The 16,418-nt window shown below is 54.0% G+C and carries 18 protein-coding genes; 13 read left to right on the top strand and 5 right to left on the bottom strand.

Going from position 1 to position 16,418, the window contains the following annotated elements; translation table 11 throughout:
- The 3 genes from OGX86_RS12705 to OGX86_RS12695 all read right to left on the bottom strand — a co-directional run bounded on the left by OGX86_RS12705 (position 1) and on the right by OGX86_RS12695 (position 3,578).
- Positions 1-990, bottom strand: a complete 990-nt coding sequence (locus OGX86_RS12705; protein ID WP_286640153.1) for an ABC transporter permease — start codon at positions 988-990, stop codon at positions 1-3.
- On the bottom strand, positions 983-2,491 hold the full coding sequence (locus OGX86_RS12700) for a sugar ABC transporter ATP-binding protein (protein ID WP_128316399.1): 1,509 nt from the start codon (positions 2,489-2,491) through the stop codon (positions 983-985). The genes OGX86_RS12705 and OGX86_RS12700 overlap by 8 nt, the downstream gene beginning before the upstream one ends.
- Before the next feature lie 103 nt (positions 2,492-2,594).
- Complete coding sequence (locus OGX86_RS12695) at positions 2,595-3,578, bottom strand: autoinducer 2 ABC transporter substrate-binding protein (RefSeq protein WP_286640152.1); 984 nt, start codon at positions 3,576-3,578, stop codon at positions 2,595-2,597.
- Positions 3,579-3,998: 420 nt separating this feature from the next.
- Here OGX86_RS12695 and OGX86_RS12690 point away from each other — a divergent pair, with 420 nt between their 5' ends.
- Positions 3,999-4,637, top strand: a complete 639-nt coding sequence (locus tag OGX86_RS12690) for a DUF1007 family protein (RefSeq protein ID WP_048225041.1) — start codon at positions 3,999-4,001, stop codon at positions 4,635-4,637.
- Positions 4,628-5,608 carry a nickel/cobalt transporter gene (locus tag OGX86_RS12685; protein ID WP_128316398.1) on the top strand — a complete coding sequence of 327 codons (981 nt, stop codon included), beginning with the start codon at positions 4,628-4,630 and terminating at the stop codon, positions 5,606-5,608. The genes OGX86_RS12690 and OGX86_RS12685 overlap by 10 nt, the downstream gene beginning before the upstream one ends.
- Positions 5,609-5,711: 103 nt before the next feature.
- On the opposite strand, the gene suhB is transcribed toward OGX86_RS12685, so the two are convergent.
- A complete protein-coding gene (gene suhB / locus OGX86_RS12680) occupies positions 5,712-6,515 on the bottom strand; it encodes an inositol-1-monophosphatase (protein ID WP_003835237.1) in 804 nt (267 codons plus the stop codon).
- A 118-nt stretch (positions 6,516-6,633) separates the two neighbouring features.
- Between suhB and trmJ the strand changes: the two genes are divergently transcribed.
- The 11 genes from trmJ (at position 6,634) to sseB (ending at position 15,379) form a co-directional block, all read left to right on the top strand.
- Positions 6,634-7,365 carry a tRNA (cytosine(32)/uridine(32)-2'-O)-methyltransferase TrmJ gene (gene trmJ, locus OGX86_RS12675; RefSeq protein WP_003835235.1) on the top strand — a complete coding sequence of 244 codons (732 nt, stop codon included), beginning with the start codon at positions 6,634-6,636 and terminating at the stop codon, positions 7,363-7,365.
- Positions 7,366-7,604: 239 nt separating this feature from the next.
- Positions 7,605-8,096, top strand: coding sequence for a Fe-S cluster assembly transcriptional regulator IscR (iscR, locus tag OGX86_RS12670; RefSeq protein ID WP_003037674.1), 492 nt, complete (start codon positions 7,605-7,607; stop codon positions 8,094-8,096).
- Between the two features lie 112 nt (positions 8,097-8,208).
- Positions 8,209-9,423 carry a cysteine desulfurase gene (iscS, locus tag OGX86_RS12665; RefSeq protein WP_003835233.1) on the top strand — a complete coding sequence of 405 codons (1,215 nt, stop codon included), beginning with the start codon at positions 8,209-8,211 and terminating at the stop codon, positions 9,421-9,423.
- A 26-nt stretch (positions 9,424-9,449) separates the two neighbouring features.
- Positions 9,450-9,836, top strand: a complete 387-nt coding sequence (gene iscU, locus OGX86_RS12660; protein ID WP_002913991.1) for a Fe-S cluster assembly scaffold IscU — start codon at positions 9,450-9,452, stop codon at positions 9,834-9,836.
- A 20-nt stretch (positions 9,837-9,856) separates the two neighbouring features.
- Positions 9,857-10,180: an iron-sulfur cluster assembly protein IscA gene (gene iscA, locus OGX86_RS12655; protein ID WP_003835203.1), complete on the top strand. Its 324-nt coding sequence runs from the start codon at positions 9,857-9,859 to the stop codon at positions 10,178-10,180.
- Positions 10,181-10,256: 76 nt separating this feature from the next.
- Positions 10,257-10,772, top strand: a complete 516-nt coding sequence (hscB, locus tag OGX86_RS12650) for a co-chaperone HscB (RefSeq protein WP_071692600.1) — start codon at positions 10,257-10,259, stop codon at positions 10,770-10,772.
- Positions 10,773-10,787: 15 nt separating this feature from the next.
- On the top strand, positions 10,788-12,638 hold the full coding sequence (gene hscA, locus OGX86_RS12645) for a Fe-S protein assembly chaperone HscA (protein ID WP_003838439.1): 1,851 nt from the start codon (positions 10,788-10,790) through the stop codon (positions 12,636-12,638).
- 1 nt (position 12,639) lies between these two features.
- A complete protein-coding gene (fdx, locus tag OGX86_RS12640) occupies positions 12,640-12,975 on the top strand; it encodes an ISC system 2Fe-2S type ferredoxin (RefSeq protein WP_003037690.1) in 336 nt (111 codons plus the stop codon).
- 11 nt (positions 12,976-12,986) lie between these two features.
- Positions 12,987-13,187, top strand: coding sequence for a Fe-S cluster assembly protein IscX (gene iscX, locus OGX86_RS12635; protein ID WP_003037694.1), 201 nt, complete (start codon positions 12,987-12,989; stop codon positions 13,185-13,187).
- 61 nt (positions 13,188-13,248) lie between these two features.
- Entirely contained in the window at positions 13,249-14,532 is a 1,284-nt protein-coding gene (gene pepB / locus OGX86_RS12630; protein WP_286640149.1) for an aminopeptidase PepB, read from the top strand.
- A gap of 70 nt (positions 14,533-14,602) precedes the next feature.
- Positions 14,603-15,379: an enhanced serine sensitivity protein SseB gene (gene sseB / locus OGX86_RS12625; protein WP_016157136.1), complete on the top strand. Its 777-nt coding sequence runs from the start codon at positions 14,603-14,605 to the stop codon at positions 15,377-15,379.
- A gap of 43 nt (positions 15,380-15,422) precedes the next feature.
- Here the strand turns inward: sseB and sseA are convergent, their stop codons facing one another.
- Positions 15,423-16,268 carry a 3-mercaptopyruvate sulfurtransferase gene (sseA, locus tag OGX86_RS12620; protein ID WP_286640147.1) on the bottom strand — a complete coding sequence of 282 codons (846 nt, stop codon included), beginning with the start codon at positions 16,266-16,268 and terminating at the stop codon, positions 15,423-15,425.
- Positions 16,269-16,418 lie beyond the last annotated feature (150 nt).

The following is a 16,418-nucleotide window of genomic DNA, read 5'->3' as shown; positions in this document are numbered from 1 at the left end:
TCAAAGCTCCCTTGCCAGTTTGCGTTTTTCGTTCCAGGCCGTGGCGCTAATGCTGACCAGGATAATGGCGCCGCTGAACACGGTGTGCCAGTAAGAGGAGACGCTGAGCAGCGTCAGGCCATTTTGTAAGAAGGCCAGCAGAATCACGCCAAGCAGGGTTCCGGTCAACGTACCGCGCCCGCCGCTCATGCTGGTTCCGCCGAGTACTACCGCCGCCAGCACCGTCAGCTCAAAGCCGAGCAGCGAATTGGGCGCAACAGACTGGGTGATTTGCGCCTGAACCACGGCGGCAACGCCTGCCAGAATGCCCATGTAACCATAGACGTAAAAATGCAGCTTCAGCAGATTCAGCCCCAGGCGCGAGGCCGCGTCGCGGTTGCCGCCCATGGCGTAAACCTGACGGCCAAGACGGGTATAGTTCATCAGCACGGCGGTAAAGATGATCACCGCCGCCAGGCACAGCAGGGGCAGGGTCAAACCGTAGTCGTAGCCATCCGCCGCGGTGAACGAGAACCAGTTAATGCCGTTCATAAACCAGTCCGGGAAGCCGTACAGCCAGGTGCCTTTGGTGGCGTAAACCAGCAGACCGTAGTAGACGTTCAGCGTGGCGATGGTAATGATGATTGCCGGAACGCGTAGCCAATAGACCAGAAAACCGTTGATCAGCCCAAGCAGCAGCCCCACCGCAATGGCGATGATTAACGCCAGCGCGAAGTTACCGCCGTGACCGATAACCCAACTGGCCATTGCATACTGGGCTATCGCGGTCATCGCCGGAAATGAGATGTCGATCCCGCCGGAAATCAGCACCACAAACAGCCCACAGGCCAGTATGCCGAGAATCGCGTAGCTGGTGGCCACATCCGTCAGGTTCCCCAAAGACAAGAACTCGTCGGTGCTGATGCTCAGCCCAACGGCAAGGGCTACAACCAGCAGGCCCAGCCAGAACTCATGTTGCCCGATTAAACGGGAGAGATGCATCTTATTCATTGATTACCTCGACCACTTCAGCAATCTCCTCTTCACGGCATTGATGAGGATTAAATTCCGCCACCAGCTTGCCGCGACGCATTACCAGCACGCGGTGGCTGTTGTAATACGCTTCCGGGATTTCATCGCAAATCATCAGCACCGCCATACCCTGTCCCGCTAAATCGCGGGCTATCTGGTAAATGCCCTCTTTGTTGGCGATATCCACGCCAACGGTAGGCGAGTCGAGGATCAGGATGCGGGGATTGGTCGCCACCCATTTGGCAATGGCGATACGCTGGGCATTACCGCCGGAAAGGGTTTTGACCGGCAGGTGCGGATCGGAGACTTTAATGTTCAACTCGCGGATCAAATCGGCGACCAACTTTTGCGCTTTACGGTGATCGAGCAGGCCGCTACCGGTGTGCAGTTGATCAAACACCGTGACGATGGTGTTGTCGTAGATCGACTGCTCCATGATCAGCCCCTGCGTCAGGCGATCTTCTGAGACATAGCCGATCCCGTGTTGGATGGCGTCATGGTTATTGCGCAGAGTAACTGGCTGACCGTTAATGCGAATCTCGCCACTTTCCGGGTGCGTCATACCAAACAGGCTCAGACAAAGCTCAGTGCGCCCGGCACCCAGCAGACCAACAATGGAGACGATCTCGCCGCCGTGCAGCGACAGATTAATGTTTTGGTATTTGCCTCTGCGGCTCAGATTGCGCAGCTCAAGCAGCGGCTCTTGCTCAATCGCGGGCCTTTCCGGCAACGGGCTGTAGTGGAAGCGTTGTCCGGTCATCAGGAAGGCCAGCTCGTGGCTGTCGAGTTCGCTGGCAGGGTATGTGCCCACCAGTTTGCCGTCGCGCATTACGCTGATGCGGTCAGCCACTTCCATCACCTCATCCAGACGATGGCTGACAAACACGACGCAAATTCCGGCCGCTTTCAGTTCATTAACTACTCGCAGCAGGCCATTAACCTCCTGGCGGGTTAGCGAGGCGGTGGGCTCGTCCATAATCACCAGACGCGCATCGGCGGCAATCGCCCGGCAAATGGCGACCAGCTGTCGATCAGCAATTGAGAGTTTTTCAACTTTTTTATCGGGATCGATATTCACCCCAATACGTTTCATGGCTGCCAGCGCCTGCTGCTTCATGGCACCACGACGCACCCAGATATCACCACCCGGCAGATAGCGGTTGACCGCGATATTTTCTGCGACGCTAAAGTTGGGGAACAATGACAGGTCCTGATAAATAACCTGAATGCCATAATGCGAAGAGAGCTGCGGCGTCAGGTGATGGAACAATTTGCCATCAAGTAAAATCTGCGCGCCTTTTTCTGGGTGATAAACCCCGGAGATCACTTTAATAATGGTACTTTTACCACAGCCGTTTTGACCCGCCAGACAGTGAACTTCGCCTTTTCTCAGCGTCAGATTCACGTTATCCAGCGCCAGCACGCCCGGGAATTGTTTGCTGATATTCTCAAGAGTGATAAATGCGGTGGTGTCTGCCATGGACAATACCCCTGCGCGCGTCCGGGGGGACGCTGAGTGTTAGTTTGGTTGATAGCGCCGACCAGGCGGTCGGCGTTAAGGTTCCCTGGTGTTGGCTAAAGCCTTAGAAATCAAGTGATTGTGCGTTGTCTTTGGTGACTTCGAGGATCTTGTTAAAGCGGATCACTTTCTTCTCCGTGTCGATATCGGCTTTCCCTAAACCATCGATACTCAGATCGGCGTTCACTTCTTTGCCCTGCAACAGCTGATCGGCAACAGTGACCAGCGCGTAGCCCGCGTCTTTTGGATCCCACAGCAGCGCTTTTTTGATATCACCGCGCATCAGGTAAGGTGCAGCCTGCGCTGGCATGGCGATCCCGACGACGGCGATCTTATCTTTGGCGCGTTTTTTCTGCACAGCCTGACCCGCACCGATTGGACCCAGTGAGCCGAAGCCGATAATGCCCTTCATCTGCGGGTAGGTTTTCATCAGATCCAGCGTTGTGGCGTAGGATTTATCGATGCTTTCCGCGACCGGCAGACGTGAAGTGACTTCGAACATTTCCGGATATTTTTCTTTCTGGTACTTAATTGCATAATCCGCCCACGCGTTATGCAGTGGGACCGTCAGCGAACCAACATAGATGGCATATCCGCCTTTGCCGCCCATATTTTTCGCTAACTCATCGACGTTGGCCTGTGCGTATTTTTCACTGTCGATGGTTTCGATATCCCATTGGCCAATTTGCTCATCCGGGGATTCGTGCGTCAGCACCACGATGCCTTTATCGCGCGCTTTTTTCAGTACCGGCTCAAGGACCTTGGCATCATTCGGCACCACGATGATCGCATTAACGTTTTTGGCGATCAGATCCTCAATCACTTTCACCTGCTGCGCCGGGTCCGGCGTTGAAGGTCCGGTCTGGTAAGCATTCACATCCAGTTTTTTTGCTGCTTCATTTACGCCGGTTTCCATCCGGTTAAACCATGGGATCCCGGTGACTTTGGCAACCACAGCAATTTCATATTTTTCCGCCGCAAAGGACGTGCCGGACAACATGCATGCAGAAACCAGGGTTGCACTGAGTAATGCGAGTTTGAATTTCATAGTTGTACCTTTCGTAGGGGGCAGGACATGTCACGGCGTGAAGTTAACAATGAATGGAAGAGGGAATGAATCATAAGTTTTGCGAATGTGATCTAAGCCCATTGTTGTGAATTTATGGAAATAAAATGGTTAATAATTAGTTAAATTTGCATGGTTTTACATTCAGTCGTTTAAATTAAGTGTTAATTAAATATTAAAATGAAACCATTAATTAACATATCGTTATCATTTGGCTTAAGTTTTGACGCCGAAAAGGTGTTTGAGGGGAATTTCCCGAAGAAGAAATTATCGAAATTGAGAACTGAATCGATACCGGAAAAGGGTGCTCATTATTTTTTCGTTCAATGGTATCCTCAGCACACTTTCGCCAAACCAGGCATCATTATTTGTGGCGGTGTAGATTTTCATCGTGGAGAACTCATGCAAGGCGTTAAACGTATCATTATCACGTTGTTTCTCGCTGTCCTGTCCTTTGGCGCAGGCGCGCATCCCCACAGCTTTATCCATCTGAAAACTGAGATAGTGAGCGAGAATGACCAGTTCGTCGCGCTGAAAATGCGCTGGACGATGGATGAAATTACCTCGGCGGATCTGCTTTACGATGCGGGGAATGCCAAACCTGGTGATGAGATCTGGAAGAAACTGGCGGCGGAAGTGATGGCCAACGTTCTCGGGCAGCACTATTTCACCGAAGTGTGGCACGACGGGAAAAAGGTAAAGTTTAAAAACAGGCCGACGGAATATGGCATGGCGCGGGAGGAACACCAGGCAGTGCTGACGTTCGTTTTGCCGCTGGCCGAAGCTCAGCCGCTGAGTGGTCAAAAATATACCATTTCAACCTTCGACCCGACCTACTACGTTGATATGAGCTATGACAAAGATAGCGACGCCAGGCTGGGGCAGTCCATAAGCCAAAAATGCCGGATTTCAGTACATACGCCGACGCCGAATGAACAAACGTTGAGCTTTGCGCAGTCGCTGGATAAAGAAGACGCACCGCCGGAGGATATGGAGTTGGGTAAACAGTTTGCACAGACGGTAACGCTGCAATGTCAGTAGTGTATCAACAACGTGCAGCCAGACGTCGCTGGCTGACGCTATGGCCGCTGGGTGTCTTTTTGCTGTTGGCGGCAGGCGGCATACTGTGGCTATGGCAGGCCTGGCCGCAGGTGATGATGAAAAGTGTCGTCTGGCAGCGCGACGTTAACCAACAGATGAGCGGGTTGCTGAAAGCGGTTGCTGCCAGGCCGGCCCAGGCCGGGGGATCGCTGCTGCTATTTAGTTTTCTCTACGGCGTTCTGCACGCGCTGGGGCCGGGACATGGAAAAGTCGTTATTACCACCTGGCTGGCAACGCACCCCTCGAAGCTGAAGTCGAGTATTGGCCTGACGCTAGCCTCATCTTTATTACAGGGGCTGTTCGCTATCGGACTGGTGGTTGTGGTGCTTACCATCTTGCAGTTGCCTGCACGACAGCTACATATGAGTAGTTTCTGGCTGGAGAAAGGGAGTTATGCGCTGGTTGGCGTGTTGGGCGTTTTATTGTGCGTCCGTGCGCTGAAGAAATTGCGCCAGCTGCTGCGCCGCCCAAAATTCACTGCCTTCACGCCGCATCATGTGCATCACGAGGGTTGCGGCTGCGGGCATCAGCATTTGCCCGATCCTGAACAGCTGCAAAGTGGTGATGACTGGCGTGCCCGGTTGATGATCGTGCTGTCTATGGGGATGCGCCCGTGCTCGGGGGCCATCATGGTTTTACTGTTCAGCAAAGTGGTTGGCGTGTTTAGCTGGGGTATGGCGTCGGCGCTGGCGATGGCGGCAGGAACCTCTTTGACGATTACGTCACTGGCTCTGCTGGTACACAGTTTCCGCTCGCTGGCGGTGAAACTTAGCGGGCATAAAGCGCCGGTATTGTGGCGACAGATTGGCTGGACGACGCTGGCATTAGCCGGTGGTGCGGTGCTGATCGCTGCTGCGGTAGTGATGTGGATGAGTGCGGTGCCGGTGGGGCGAGGGATAAGACCGTTTTAGCACTGTTGTAGGATGAATGCCTGATGGCGCTTCGCTTATCAGGCCTACGGGGAATTCCCTGGTAGGCCGGATAAGGCGCTAGCCGCCATCCGGCATCAAACGATTAACGCTTCAGCGCATCGCTCAGTTCATCACGCATGTTAGCCAGCATGGCTTTCACTACGCGCGGGTTACCTGCAACGATGTTGCCGGTCGCCATGTAGTTATGACCACCGGTAAAGTCGCAAACCAGTGCGCCAGCTTCACGGGCAATCAGTTCACCTGCGGCGAAATCCCACGGGCGCAGGCCAATTTCGAAATAACCGTCAACGCGGGCTGCGGCAACGTAGGCCAGATCCAGCGCAGCAGAACCGGTGCGGCGGAAGTCCGCACATTCAGTAAACATGTTGCCAAGAATTTTCATGTAAGAAGCGGCGTGCTGTTTGGCTTTGAACGGGAAACCGGTGGCGATGATGGTGCCATCCAGATCGCGGGCGGTGCTGCCACGCAGACGGTAGCCGTTCAGCTGTGCGCCCTGGCCACGGGTTGCGGTGAACAGTTCGTTACGCATTGGATCGTAAACAACGGCGACTTCAGTGCGGCCTTTGATGCGTACTGCGATGGATACCGCGAAGTGCGGCAGACGTTTTACGAAGTTGGTGGTGCCATCCAGTGGATCGATAACCCATTGAACATCCAAATCTTCACCAACATGTTCACCGCTTTCTTCGGTGATGATGGTGTGCTGTGGGTAAGATTTGCGAATCGTTTCGATAATAATCGCTTCGGCGGCTTTATCGACGTTAGTCACGAAATCATTGCTGCCTTTCTGGCTGGTTTCTACAGAGTCTGGGGTTTCGTAGTGTTTGGCAATTACATTACCCGCCTTGCGCGCTGCGCGCACGGCGATGGTCAGCATCGGATGCATCGGTCTCTCTCACTGGATGTTAAAGAACGGGAAAACGGCGCAGAGTATAGCAGCGAGTTCGGAATATGTCTTCGTTTTATGATAATATGCCCGAATAATCTTTAGCCGAAGAAATACAATGCTGCAAAATATTCGAATCGTGCTGGTGGAAACCTCTCACACTGGCAACATGGGCTCTGTAGCCCGCGCAATGAAAACCATGGGTTTAACCAATCTGTGGCTGGTAAATCCACTGGTTAAACCGGACTCCCAGGCCATCGCCCTGGCAGCGGGAGCCAGTGATGTGATCGGCAGCGCGCAGATCGTCGATACGCTCGATGAAGCGCTGGCGGGCTGTAGCCTGGTGGTAGGCACCAGTGCGCGTTCCCGCACGCTGCCGTGGCCGATGCTGGATCCGCGTGAATGCGGTTTAAAAAGTGTCTCTGAAGCGACGAACTCGCCGGTGGCGCTGGTCTTTGGTCGTGAACGTGTTGGTTTGACCAACGAAGAGCTGCAGAAGTGCCATTATCACGTCGCCATTGCCGCGAACCCGGAATACAGTTCGCTCAACCTGGCGATGGCAGTGCAGGTCATCTCTTATGAAGTGCGCATGGCCTGGCTGGCGACGCAGGAAAGCGACAAGACCGTAGATTACGAAGAAGCAGAGTATCCGCTGGTCGATGATTTAGAGCGTTTTTACGGTCATCTGGAGCAAACGCTGCTGTCAACCGGGTTTATCCGTGAAGGGCACCCGGGGCAGGTGATGAATAAGCTGCGCCGTCTGTTTACCCGTGCGCGTCCAGAAAGCCAGGAGTTGAACATCCTGCGCGGGATTTTAGCTTCAATCGAGCAGCAGAATAAAAGCAAGTAACTGTACTAATGCCGGATGCGCTTCGCTTATCCGGCCTACAGGCCGCACGATTCGTAGGCCAGATAAGCGAAGCGCATCCGGCAAGTGAAAATGGCACTGAAGGTTAAATACCTGACTAAATTAGTCAAGTAAATAGTTGACTGATTTAGTCGGGAATGTCAGACTTGCCCCTGCTATGCAATACCCCCATTTTACAATAAAAAACCCCGGGCAGGGGCGAGTTTGAGGCTAAGTAAGACATGAGACTGACATCAAAAGGGCGTTATGCCGTGACCGCAATGTTGGACGTTGCGCTCAACTCCGAAACGGGCCCGGTACCGTTGGCTGATATTTCTGAACGTCAGGGAATTTCCCTGTCATATCTGGAGCAGCTGTTTTCCCGTTTGCGTAAAAACGGTCTGGTTTCCAGCGTACGTGGACCAGGCGGCGGGTATCTGCTGGGTAAAGATGCCGGCAGCATCGCAGTAGGTGAAGTGATTAGCGCTGTTGACGAGTCTGTAGATGCGACCCGTTGCCAGGGCAAAGGCGGTTGTCAGGGCGGCGATAAATGCCTGACCCACGCGCTGTGGCGCGATCTGAGCGATCGTCTGACCGGTTTCCTCAACAACATTACGTTGGGCGAACTGGTAAATAATCAGGAAGTCCTGGATGTGTCTGGTCGCCAGCATACCCATGACGCTCCACGCACTAATCGTGCTCAAGACGCGATCGACGTTAAGTTACGCGCATAATAAAAGTATTTTAGAATCAGGCCGGGGTGCTACACACCCCGTTAACTCGGTCGTACATCCAGCCGGTTGCCTGATTCCTTGCATTGAAGCGATGTACGGAGTTTATAGAGCAATGAAATTACCGATCTATCTCGATTACTCCGCAACCACGCCGGTGGACCCGCGTGTTGCCGAGAAAATGATGCAGTGTCTGACCCTGGACGGAAACTTTGGTAACCCAGCGTCTCGTTCACACCGTTTCGGCTGGCAGGCTGAAGAGGCGGTAGATATCGCCCGTAACCAGATTGCCGACCTCGTGGGCGCTGACCCGCGTGAAATCGTATTTACTTCCGGTGCGACTGAATCCGATAACCTGGCGATTAAAGGTGCAGCCAACTTTTATCAGAAAAAAGGCAAGCACATCATCACCAGCAAAACCGAACACAAAGCCGTGCTGGATACCTGTCGTCAGCTGGAGCGTGAAGGGTTTGAAGTTACCTACCTCGCCCCGCAGCGTAACGGCATTATCGACCTGAAAGAACTTGAAGCGGCAATGCGTGACGACACCATCCTCGTGTCCATCATGCATGTGAACAACGAAATCGGCGTGGTGCAGGATATCGCGACTATCGGCGAAATGTGCCGTGCTCGCGGCATCATCTATCACGTTGATGCGACCCAGAGCGTGGGCAAACTGCCTATCGATCTGAGCCAACTGAAAGTTGACCTGATGTCCTTCTCCGGCCACAAAATCTATGGTCCGAAAGGTATCGGCGCGCTGTACGTTCGTCGTAAACCGCGTATTCGTATTGAAGCGCAGATGCACGGCGGCGGTCACGAGCGCGGTATGCGTTCCGGTACGCTGCCTGTGCACCAGATCGTCGGCATGGGTGAAGCATACCGTATCGCTAAAGAAGAGATGGAAACCGAGATGGCGCGCCTGCGCAGTCTGCGTAACCGTCTGTGGAACGGCGTGAAAGATATGGAAGAGGTGTACCTCAACGGCGACCTCGAGCAGGGCGCACCGAACATTCTCAACGTCAGCTTCAACTTTGTTGAAGGCGAGTCGCTGATTATGGCGCTGAAAGACCTGGCTGTATCCTCCGGTTCTGCATGTACTTCTGCAAGCCTGGAGCCATCCTACGTGCTGCGCGCGCTGGGGATGACCGACGAGCTGGCACACAGCTCAATTCGTTTCTCTTTAGGTCGTTTCACTACCGAAGAAGAGATTGACTATGCCATCAATCTGGTTCGCAACTCCATTGGCCGTCTGCGCGACCTTTCTCCACTGTGGGAAATGTTCAAACAGGGTGTGGATCTGAACAGCATTGAATGGTCACATCACTAATTCGGCACCGATAAGGAGAATTCAACATGGCTTACAGCGAAAAAGTTATCGATCATTACGAGAATCCACGTAACGTGGGCTCTTTTGACAACAGCGACGAGAACGTGGGCAGCGGCATGGTCGGTGCACCGGCCTGTGGCGACGTGATGAAGTTGCAGATCAAAGTCAACAATGAGGGTATCATTGAAGACGCGCGTTTCAAGACTTACGGCTGCGGTTCTGCTATTGCTTCCAGCTCTCTGGTTACCGAATGGGTAAAAGGGAAATCTCTGGACGAAGCACAGGCGATTAAAAACACCGATATCGCCGACGAGCTTGAACTGCCACCGGTGAAAATTCACTGCTCTATTCTGGCTGAAGACGCGATTAAAGCCGCGATTGCGGATTACAAAAGCAAACGTGAAGCAAAATAATTAAGAGTTGAGGTTTTATTATGTCGATTACCTTAAGCGACAGTGCAGCAGCGCGTGTAAATACCTTCCTGGCAAACCGCGGTAAAGGGTTTGGTCTGCGTCTGGGCGTGAGAACCTCCGGCTGCTCAGGTATGGCCTATGTACTGGAATTTGTTGACGAGCCGGCGGCTGAAGATACCGTGTTTGAAGACAAAGGCGTAAAAGTCGTGATCGACGGTAAGAGCCTGCAATTCCTCGACGGTACGCAGTTAGACTTCGTCAAAGAAGGTCTGAACGAAGGGTTTAAGTTCACTAACCCGAACGTGAAAGACGAATGTGGATGCGGCGAAAGCTTCCACGTGTAACGTGCGTCACCCGAAAACCCCACCGTGGCTTCGCTACGTGTGGGGTTTGTTCTAACAGGCTACCCCTGAGAATGTTATGGACTACTTCACCCTCTTTGGCTTACCGGCCCGTTATCAGCTCGATACTCAGGCGCTGAGCCTACGTTTTCAGGATCTACAACGTCAGTATCATCCTGATAAATTCGCCAGCGGTTCCCAGGCGGAACAACTTGCTGCGGTTTCGCAGTCCGCCACTATCAACCTGGCCTGGCAAACGCTGCGTCATCCTTTGATGCGCGCCGAATACTTATTGTCTTTACACGGTTTTGATATCCGCAGCGAGCAGCACACGGTGCGCGATACCGCGTTCCTGATGGAGCAACTGGAGCTGCGTGAAGAGCTGGACGAGATTGAACAGGCAAAAGACAGTCAACGTTTAGATGCGTTTATGAAACGCGTCAGCGAAATGTATAACGTTCGCCATCAACTGATGGTGGAACAGCTGGATAGCGAGACGTGGGACGCAGCGGCAGATACCGTGCGTAAGCTGCGTTTTCTCGATAAACTGCGAAGCAGTGCAGAACAACTCGAAGAAAAACTGCTCGATTTTTAATTTCCGGAAGCGAAAATGGCCTTATTACAAATTAGTGAGCCTGGTCTGAGCGCCGCGCCGCACCAGCGTCGTCTGGCGGTAGGTATCGATTTAGGCACTACCAACTCCCTGGTTGCGACCGTACGCAGCGGCCAGGCCGAAACGCTGGCAGACCATGAAGGTCGCCACCTGTTGCCGTCAGTGGTTCACTATCAGCAGCAGGGCTACTCTGTCGGTTACGATGCCCGCGCCAATGCCGCGTTGGATACGGCAAACACCGTTAGCTCGGTAAAACGCATGATGGGCCGCTCTCTGGCGGATATCCAGGCGCGTTACCCGCATCTGCCATATACGTTCCAGGCGAGCGAAAACGGTCTGCCGATGATTGAAACCGCTGCCGGTTTGCTTAATCCGGTGCGCGTCTCCGCTGATATTCTGAAAGCGCTGGCCGCGCGGGCTACCGAATCGCTGTCCGGCGAACTGGACGGCGTGGTAATCACCGTTCCGGCTTACTTTGACGATGCACAGCGTCAGGGGACCAAAGACGCCGCGCGTCTGGCGGGCCTGCACGTATTGCGTCTGCTGAACGAACCGACCGCAGCGGCGATCGCGTACGGTCTGGACTCCGGTCAGGAAGGCGTGATCGCAGTCTACGATCTTGGCGGCGGTACGTTTGATATTTCTATTCTGCGCCTGAGCCGTGGCGTGTTTGAAGTGTTGGCGACCGGCGGTGATTCCGCGCTCGGCGGCGACGATTTTGACCATCTGCTGGCCGATTACATTCGCGAGCAGGCGGGCGTGGCCGATCGCAGCGATAACCGCGTACAGCGCGAACTGCTGGATGCCGCGATCGCAGCAAAAATCGCGCTTAGCGACGCTGATTCTGTAACGGTTAACGTGGCAGGATGGCAGGGTGAAATCACCCGTGAAACCTTTAATGAACTCATTTCCGCACTGGTCAAGCGTACGCTGCTGGCCTGCCGTCGCGCGCTGAAAGATGCGGGCGTGGAGCCGCAAGATGTGCTGGAAGTGGTGATGGTTGGCGGTTCAACGCGCGTGCCATTGGTACGTGAACGCGTCGGTGAATTTTTTGGCCGCACGCCGCTGACCTCTATTGACCCGGACAAAGTGGTCGCTATCGGTGCGGCAATCCAGGCGGATATTCTGGTCGGAAATAAACCGGACAGCGAAATGCTGCTGCTGGACGTTATCCCGCTGTCTCTGGGACTGGAAACCATGGGCGGTCTGGTGGAGAAAGTGATCCCGCGTAATACCACTATCCCGGTGGCGCGTGCGCAGGACTTTACCACCTTTAAAGATGGCCAAACCGCGATGTCCATTCACGTGATGCAGGGCGAGCGTGAGCTGGTGCAGGACTGCCGTTCACTGGCGCGTTTTGCGCTGCGCGGCATCCCGGCATTGCCGGCTGGCGGTGCGCACATCCGCGTGACCTTCCAGGTGGATGCCGATGGGCTGCTGAGCGTCACCGCCATGGAGAAATCCACCGGCGTTGAGTCCTCAATCCAGGTTAAACCGTCCTATGGTCTGACCGACAGTGAAATCGCCTCCATGATTCAGGATTCGATGAGTTTTGCCGAGCAGGACGTTAAAGCCCGTATGCTGGCAGAACAGAAAGTCGAAGCGGCACGCGTACTGGAGAGTTTATCCGGTGCGCTGAACGCTGATGCCGCGCTGTTAAGCGCCGCAGAACGTCAGGCTATCGACACCGCCGCCGCGCACTTGAGCGAGGTTGCACAGGGTGACGATGTTGACGCGATAGAACAAGCCATTAAAAACGTAGACAAACAAACCCAGGAATTCGCCGCTCGCCGCATGGACAAATCCGTCCGTAGCGCGCTGAAAGGCCATTCCGTGGACGAGGTTTAATATGCCAAAGATTGTTATTTTGCCTCATCAGGATCTCTGTCCCGATGGCGCAGTTCTGGAAGCTGAGACCGGCGAAACCATTCTTGACGTTGCCCTGCGTAACGGTATCGAGATTGAACACGCCTGTGAAAAATCCTGTGCCTGCACAACCTGCCACTGCATCGTACGTGAAGGTTTTGATTCTTTGCCGGAAAGCACGGAAGAAGAAGACGACATGCTGGATAAAGCCTGGGGACTGGAGCCGGAGAGCCGTTTAAGCTGTCAGGCACGGGTAACCGAGGACGATTTAGTGGTCGAAATCCCACGTTACACAATCAATCATGCGCGTGAGCATTAACAGAGGGTAGTATGGGACTGAAGTGGACCGATAGCCGCGAGATCGGCGAGGCGCTGTATGACGCGTTCCCCGACCTCGATCCCAAGACCGTTCGTTTCACCGATCTGCATCAATGGATCTGTGACCTGGAAGAGTTCGATGATGATCCGCAGGCATCGAACGAAAAAATCCTTGAGGCCATTTTGCTGGTCTGGCTGGACGAAGCCGAATAAGTCAACGGGCTGCCCACGGGTGGCCCGTTTTCCTGTATGCGCGAAAATAAGGATAAATAAAATGACAGAAGCCATGAAAATTACGCTTTCCACGCAACCCGCCGATGCCCGCTGGGGTGAAAAGGCGACATACAGCATTAATAATGACGGCATTACCCTGCACCTGAACGGAAAAGATGACCTCGGCCTTATCCAGCGTGCCGCGCGTAAAATCGACGGCCTGGGCATTAAACACGTTCAACTGGACGGTGAAGGCTGGGATACCGAACGTAGCTGGGCGTTCTGGCAGGGCTACAAGGGACCAAAAGGCACCCGCAAAGTTGAGTGGGCCGCTCTGGACGAAGCGCAGCGCAAAGAGCTGGATAGCCGTCTGAAGATTATTGACTGGGTGCGCGATACCATTAACGCCCCGGCAGAAGAGCTTGGCCCGGAACAGCTGGCGCAGCGCGCTGTTGATCTGCTGTGCTCCGTCGCGTGCGATAACGTCTCTTACCGCATCACCAAAGGTGAAGATCTGCGCGAGCAGAACTACATGGGACTGCATACCGTGGGGCGCGGCTCTGAACGTCCTCCAGTGCTGCTGGCGCTGGACTACAACCCAACAGGCGACAAAGAAGCCCCGGTTTATGCTTGTCTGGTTGGTAAGGGAATTACCTTTGACTCCGGCGGTTACAGCATCAAGCAAAGCGCATTTATGGACTCAATGAAGTCCGACATGGGCGGTGCGGCAACGGTCACCGGCGCGTTGGCATTTGCCATCACCCGTGGTCTGAACAAGCGCGTGAAGCTGTATCTGTGCTGTGCGGATAACCTGATTAGCGGTAACGCCTTTAAGCTCGGCGACATTATTCACTATCGCAACGGTAAAAAAGTTGAAGTGATGAATACCGATGCCGAAGGGCGCTTGGTGCTGGCTGATGGCCTGATCGATGCCAGCGCGCAGAAACCGGAGCTGATTATTGATGCAGCTACGCTGACCGGTGCGGCGAAAACCGCGCTGGGCAACGATTACCACGCGCTGTTTAGCTTTGATGATCAGCTGGCTGCTCGCCTGCTGGCAAGTGCGGTACAAGAAAACGAACCGTTCTGGCGTCTGCCGCTGGCAGAGTTCCACCGTAGTCAGTTGCCGTCGAACTTTGCCGAACTGAATAACACCGGCAGCGCGGCTTACCCGGCTGGCGCAAGCACCGCGGCGGGCTTCCTGTCCCATTTCGTGGAAAACTACCAGCAGGGCTGGCTGCATATCGACTGCTCCGCAACCTATCGCAAAGCGCCGGTTGAGCAGTGGTCTGCGGGCGCAACCGGTCTGGGTGTGCGCACGATTGCGAATCTGCTGACCGCATAATTTATTACTGTATTGCCGGATGGCGCTACGCTTATCCGGCCTACATGTATTCATCCAATTTGTGATACTTATGTCCGAAACAAAAAACGAATTAGAAACATTGCTTGAACAAGCGGCGACAGAACCTGCGCATCGTCCGGCATTTTTCCGTACTTTACTGGAATCCACAGTCTGGGTGCCGGGTACTGCCGCAGAAGGCGAGGCGGTGGTTGAAGACAGCGCTCTCGACCTGCAGCACTGGGAAAAAGAGGACGGCACGACCGTGATCCCGTTCTTCACTTCTCTGGAAGCCCTGCAGCAGGCGGTGGAAGATGAGCAAGCATTTGTCGTTATGCCGGTGCGTACGTTATTTGAAATGACGCTCGGCGAAACGCTCTTTCTCAACGCGAAACTGCCGACCGGCAAAGAATTTATGCCGCGTGAAATCAGCCTGCTGATGGGGGAAGAGGGGAATCCGCTCAGCACCCAGGAAGTACTGGAAGGCGGTGAATCGCTGATCCTCTCTGAAGTCGCTGAACCTCCGGCGCAGATGATTGACTCGCTGACTACGCTGTTTAAAACCATTAAGCCGGTAAAACGCGCGTTTCTCTGCTCAATCAAAGAAAGCGCGGAAGCCCAGCCGAATCTGCTGATTGGTATTGAAGCGGAAGGGGATATTGAAGAGATCATCCACGCTGCTGGCAGCGTCGCGACCGATACGCTGCCGGGCGATGAACCTATTGATATCTGCCAGGTGAAGAAGGGTGAGAAGGGCGTGAGCCACTTTATCACTGAGCATATCGCACCGTTCTACGAACGCCGCTGGGGCGGTTTCCTGCGCGACTTTAAACAGAACCGGATTATCTAAATTGTAGGCCGGATAAGCGAAGCGCTATCCGGCTTTTCCAGCTTTATAATTGCGGTTCTACTGGTAAATCGTTGCGCGCTCCCCATTCGCTCCATGCGCCGTCATACAATACGACGTCAGAAATGCCCAGCGTGGCAAGTGCCAGCACGACGACGGCAGCCGTTACGCCGGAGCCGCAGCTGGCGATAATAGGGCGGTCAAAGCTCACGCCGTGGCTGAAGAAAATAGCATCCAGCTCATCGGTGGTTTTCAGTTCGCCGTCACGAACCAGTTCTGTCCACGGTACGTTAAGCGCACCCGGCACATGACCACGTTTCAGACCAGGACGCGGCTCGTCAACTTCGCCATTAAAACGCGCAGCCGGACGGGCATCGACGATCTGCGCCGTTTTTTCATGACTGGCCAGCAGTACATCGGTAACGCGCACAACTGCGTCAGGCGTAAAGGCCACGTTAAATTCACCTTCAGGTAAATCCTCATCGCCTTCCTTGAGCATTAACTCATCGCGCTTCCAGCCTGCCAGACCGCCTGCCAGAATGGAGACATTTTCGACGCCAAATGTCCGCAGCATCCACCATGCACGTGGCGCGGAAAACAGATTACCGTCATCGTAGATAACCAGATGCTTATCCTGATCAACGCCCAGCTCGCGCATCGCAACGGCAAAGGCTTCGGGGCGTGGCATCATATGCGGTAGCGGTGAGGTATGATCGGAAAGTGCTTCAATATCAAAAAAGACTGCGCCAGGAATATGGCCCGCACGATACTCCTCGCCAACATCGCGATCTTCCTGTCCTGGAGGTGCCATCCGGGCATCAAGAATTTGTATTTCCGGGTCGTCAATGTGTTCGGCAAGCCAGTCGGCAGCGACAAAGAAGGCGGTGGTCATAGGCATCTCCATTTTTACCAGGTTTTGGCAAATTGTCGGATGTTTACCGTAAAGCGACAAGTAAAACAGGCTGATTTGTCAGGTGAATCCACATTAATCACTTAAATTAAGACAACGTTGTTCAGTTACTGACTTCCACAGCCGGAAATC

The organism is Citrobacter sp. Cpo040, from assembly GCF_030332915.1.
Lineage (GTDB): Bacteria > Pseudomonadota > Gammaproteobacteria > Enterobacterales > Enterobacteriaceae > Citrobacter > Citrobacter portucalensis.
This window is presented reverse-complemented; position numbering and strand designations above follow the sequence as displayed.

Bases quoted from the DNA above. Each gene is read 5' to 3' on its own strand.
- OGX86_RS12705 (WP_286640153.1), bottom strand. From the start codon at position 990: ATGAATAAGATGCATCTCTCCCGTTTAATCGGGCAACATGAGTTCTGG.
- OGX86_RS12700 (WP_128316399.1), bottom strand. From the start codon at position 2,491: ATGGCAGACACCACCGCATTTATCACTCTTGAGAATATCAGCAAACAA.
- OGX86_RS12695 (WP_286640152.1), bottom strand. From the start codon at position 3,578: ATGAAATTCAAACTCGCATTACTCAGTGCAACCCTGGTTTCTGCATGC.
- OGX86_RS12690 (WP_048225041.1), top strand. From the start codon at position 3,999: ATGCAAGGCGTTAAACGTATCATTATCACGTTGTTTCTCGCTGTCCTG.
- OGX86_RS12685 (WP_128316398.1), top strand. From the start codon at position 4,628: ATGTCAGTAGTGTATCAACAACGTGCAGCCAGACGTCGCTGGCTGACG.
- suhB (WP_003835237.1), bottom strand. From the start codon at position 6,515: ATGCATCCGATGCTGACCATCGCCGTGCGCGCAGCGCGCAAGGCGGGT.
- trmJ (WP_003835235.1), top strand. From the start codon at position 6,634: ATGCTGCAAAATATTCGAATCGTGCTGGTGGAAACCTCTCACACTGGC.
- iscR (WP_003037674.1), top strand. From the start codon at position 7,605: ATGAGACTGACATCAAAAGGGCGTTATGCCGTGACCGCAATGTTGGAC.
- iscS (WP_003835233.1), top strand. From the start codon at position 8,209: ATGAAATTACCGATCTATCTCGATTACTCCGCAACCACGCCGGTGGAC.
- iscU (WP_002913991.1), top strand. From the start codon at position 9,450: ATGGCTTACAGCGAAAAAGTTATCGATCATTACGAGAATCCACGTAAC.
- iscA (WP_003835203.1), top strand. From the start codon at position 9,857: ATGTCGATTACCTTAAGCGACAGTGCAGCAGCGCGTGTAAATACCTTC.
- hscB (WP_071692600.1), top strand. From the start codon at position 10,257: ATGGACTACTTCACCCTCTTTGGCTTACCGGCCCGTTATCAGCTCGAT.
- hscA (WP_003838439.1), top strand. From the start codon at position 10,788: ATGGCCTTATTACAAATTAGTGAGCCTGGTCTGAGCGCCGCGCCGCAC.
- fdx (WP_003037690.1), top strand. From the start codon at position 12,640: ATGCCAAAGATTGTTATTTTGCCTCATCAGGATCTCTGTCCCGATGGC.
- iscX (WP_003037694.1), top strand. From the start codon at position 12,987: ATGGGACTGAAGTGGACCGATAGCCGCGAGATCGGCGAGGCGCTGTAT.
- pepB (WP_286640149.1), top strand. From the start codon at position 13,249: ATGACAGAAGCCATGAAAATTACGCTTTCCACGCAACCCGCCGATGCC.
- sseB (WP_016157136.1), top strand. From the start codon at position 14,603: ATGTCCGAAACAAAAAACGAATTAGAAACATTGCTTGAACAAGCGGCG.
- sseA (WP_286640147.1), bottom strand. From the start codon at position 16,268: ATGACCACCGCCTTCTTTGTCGCTGCCGACTGGCTTGCCGAACACATT.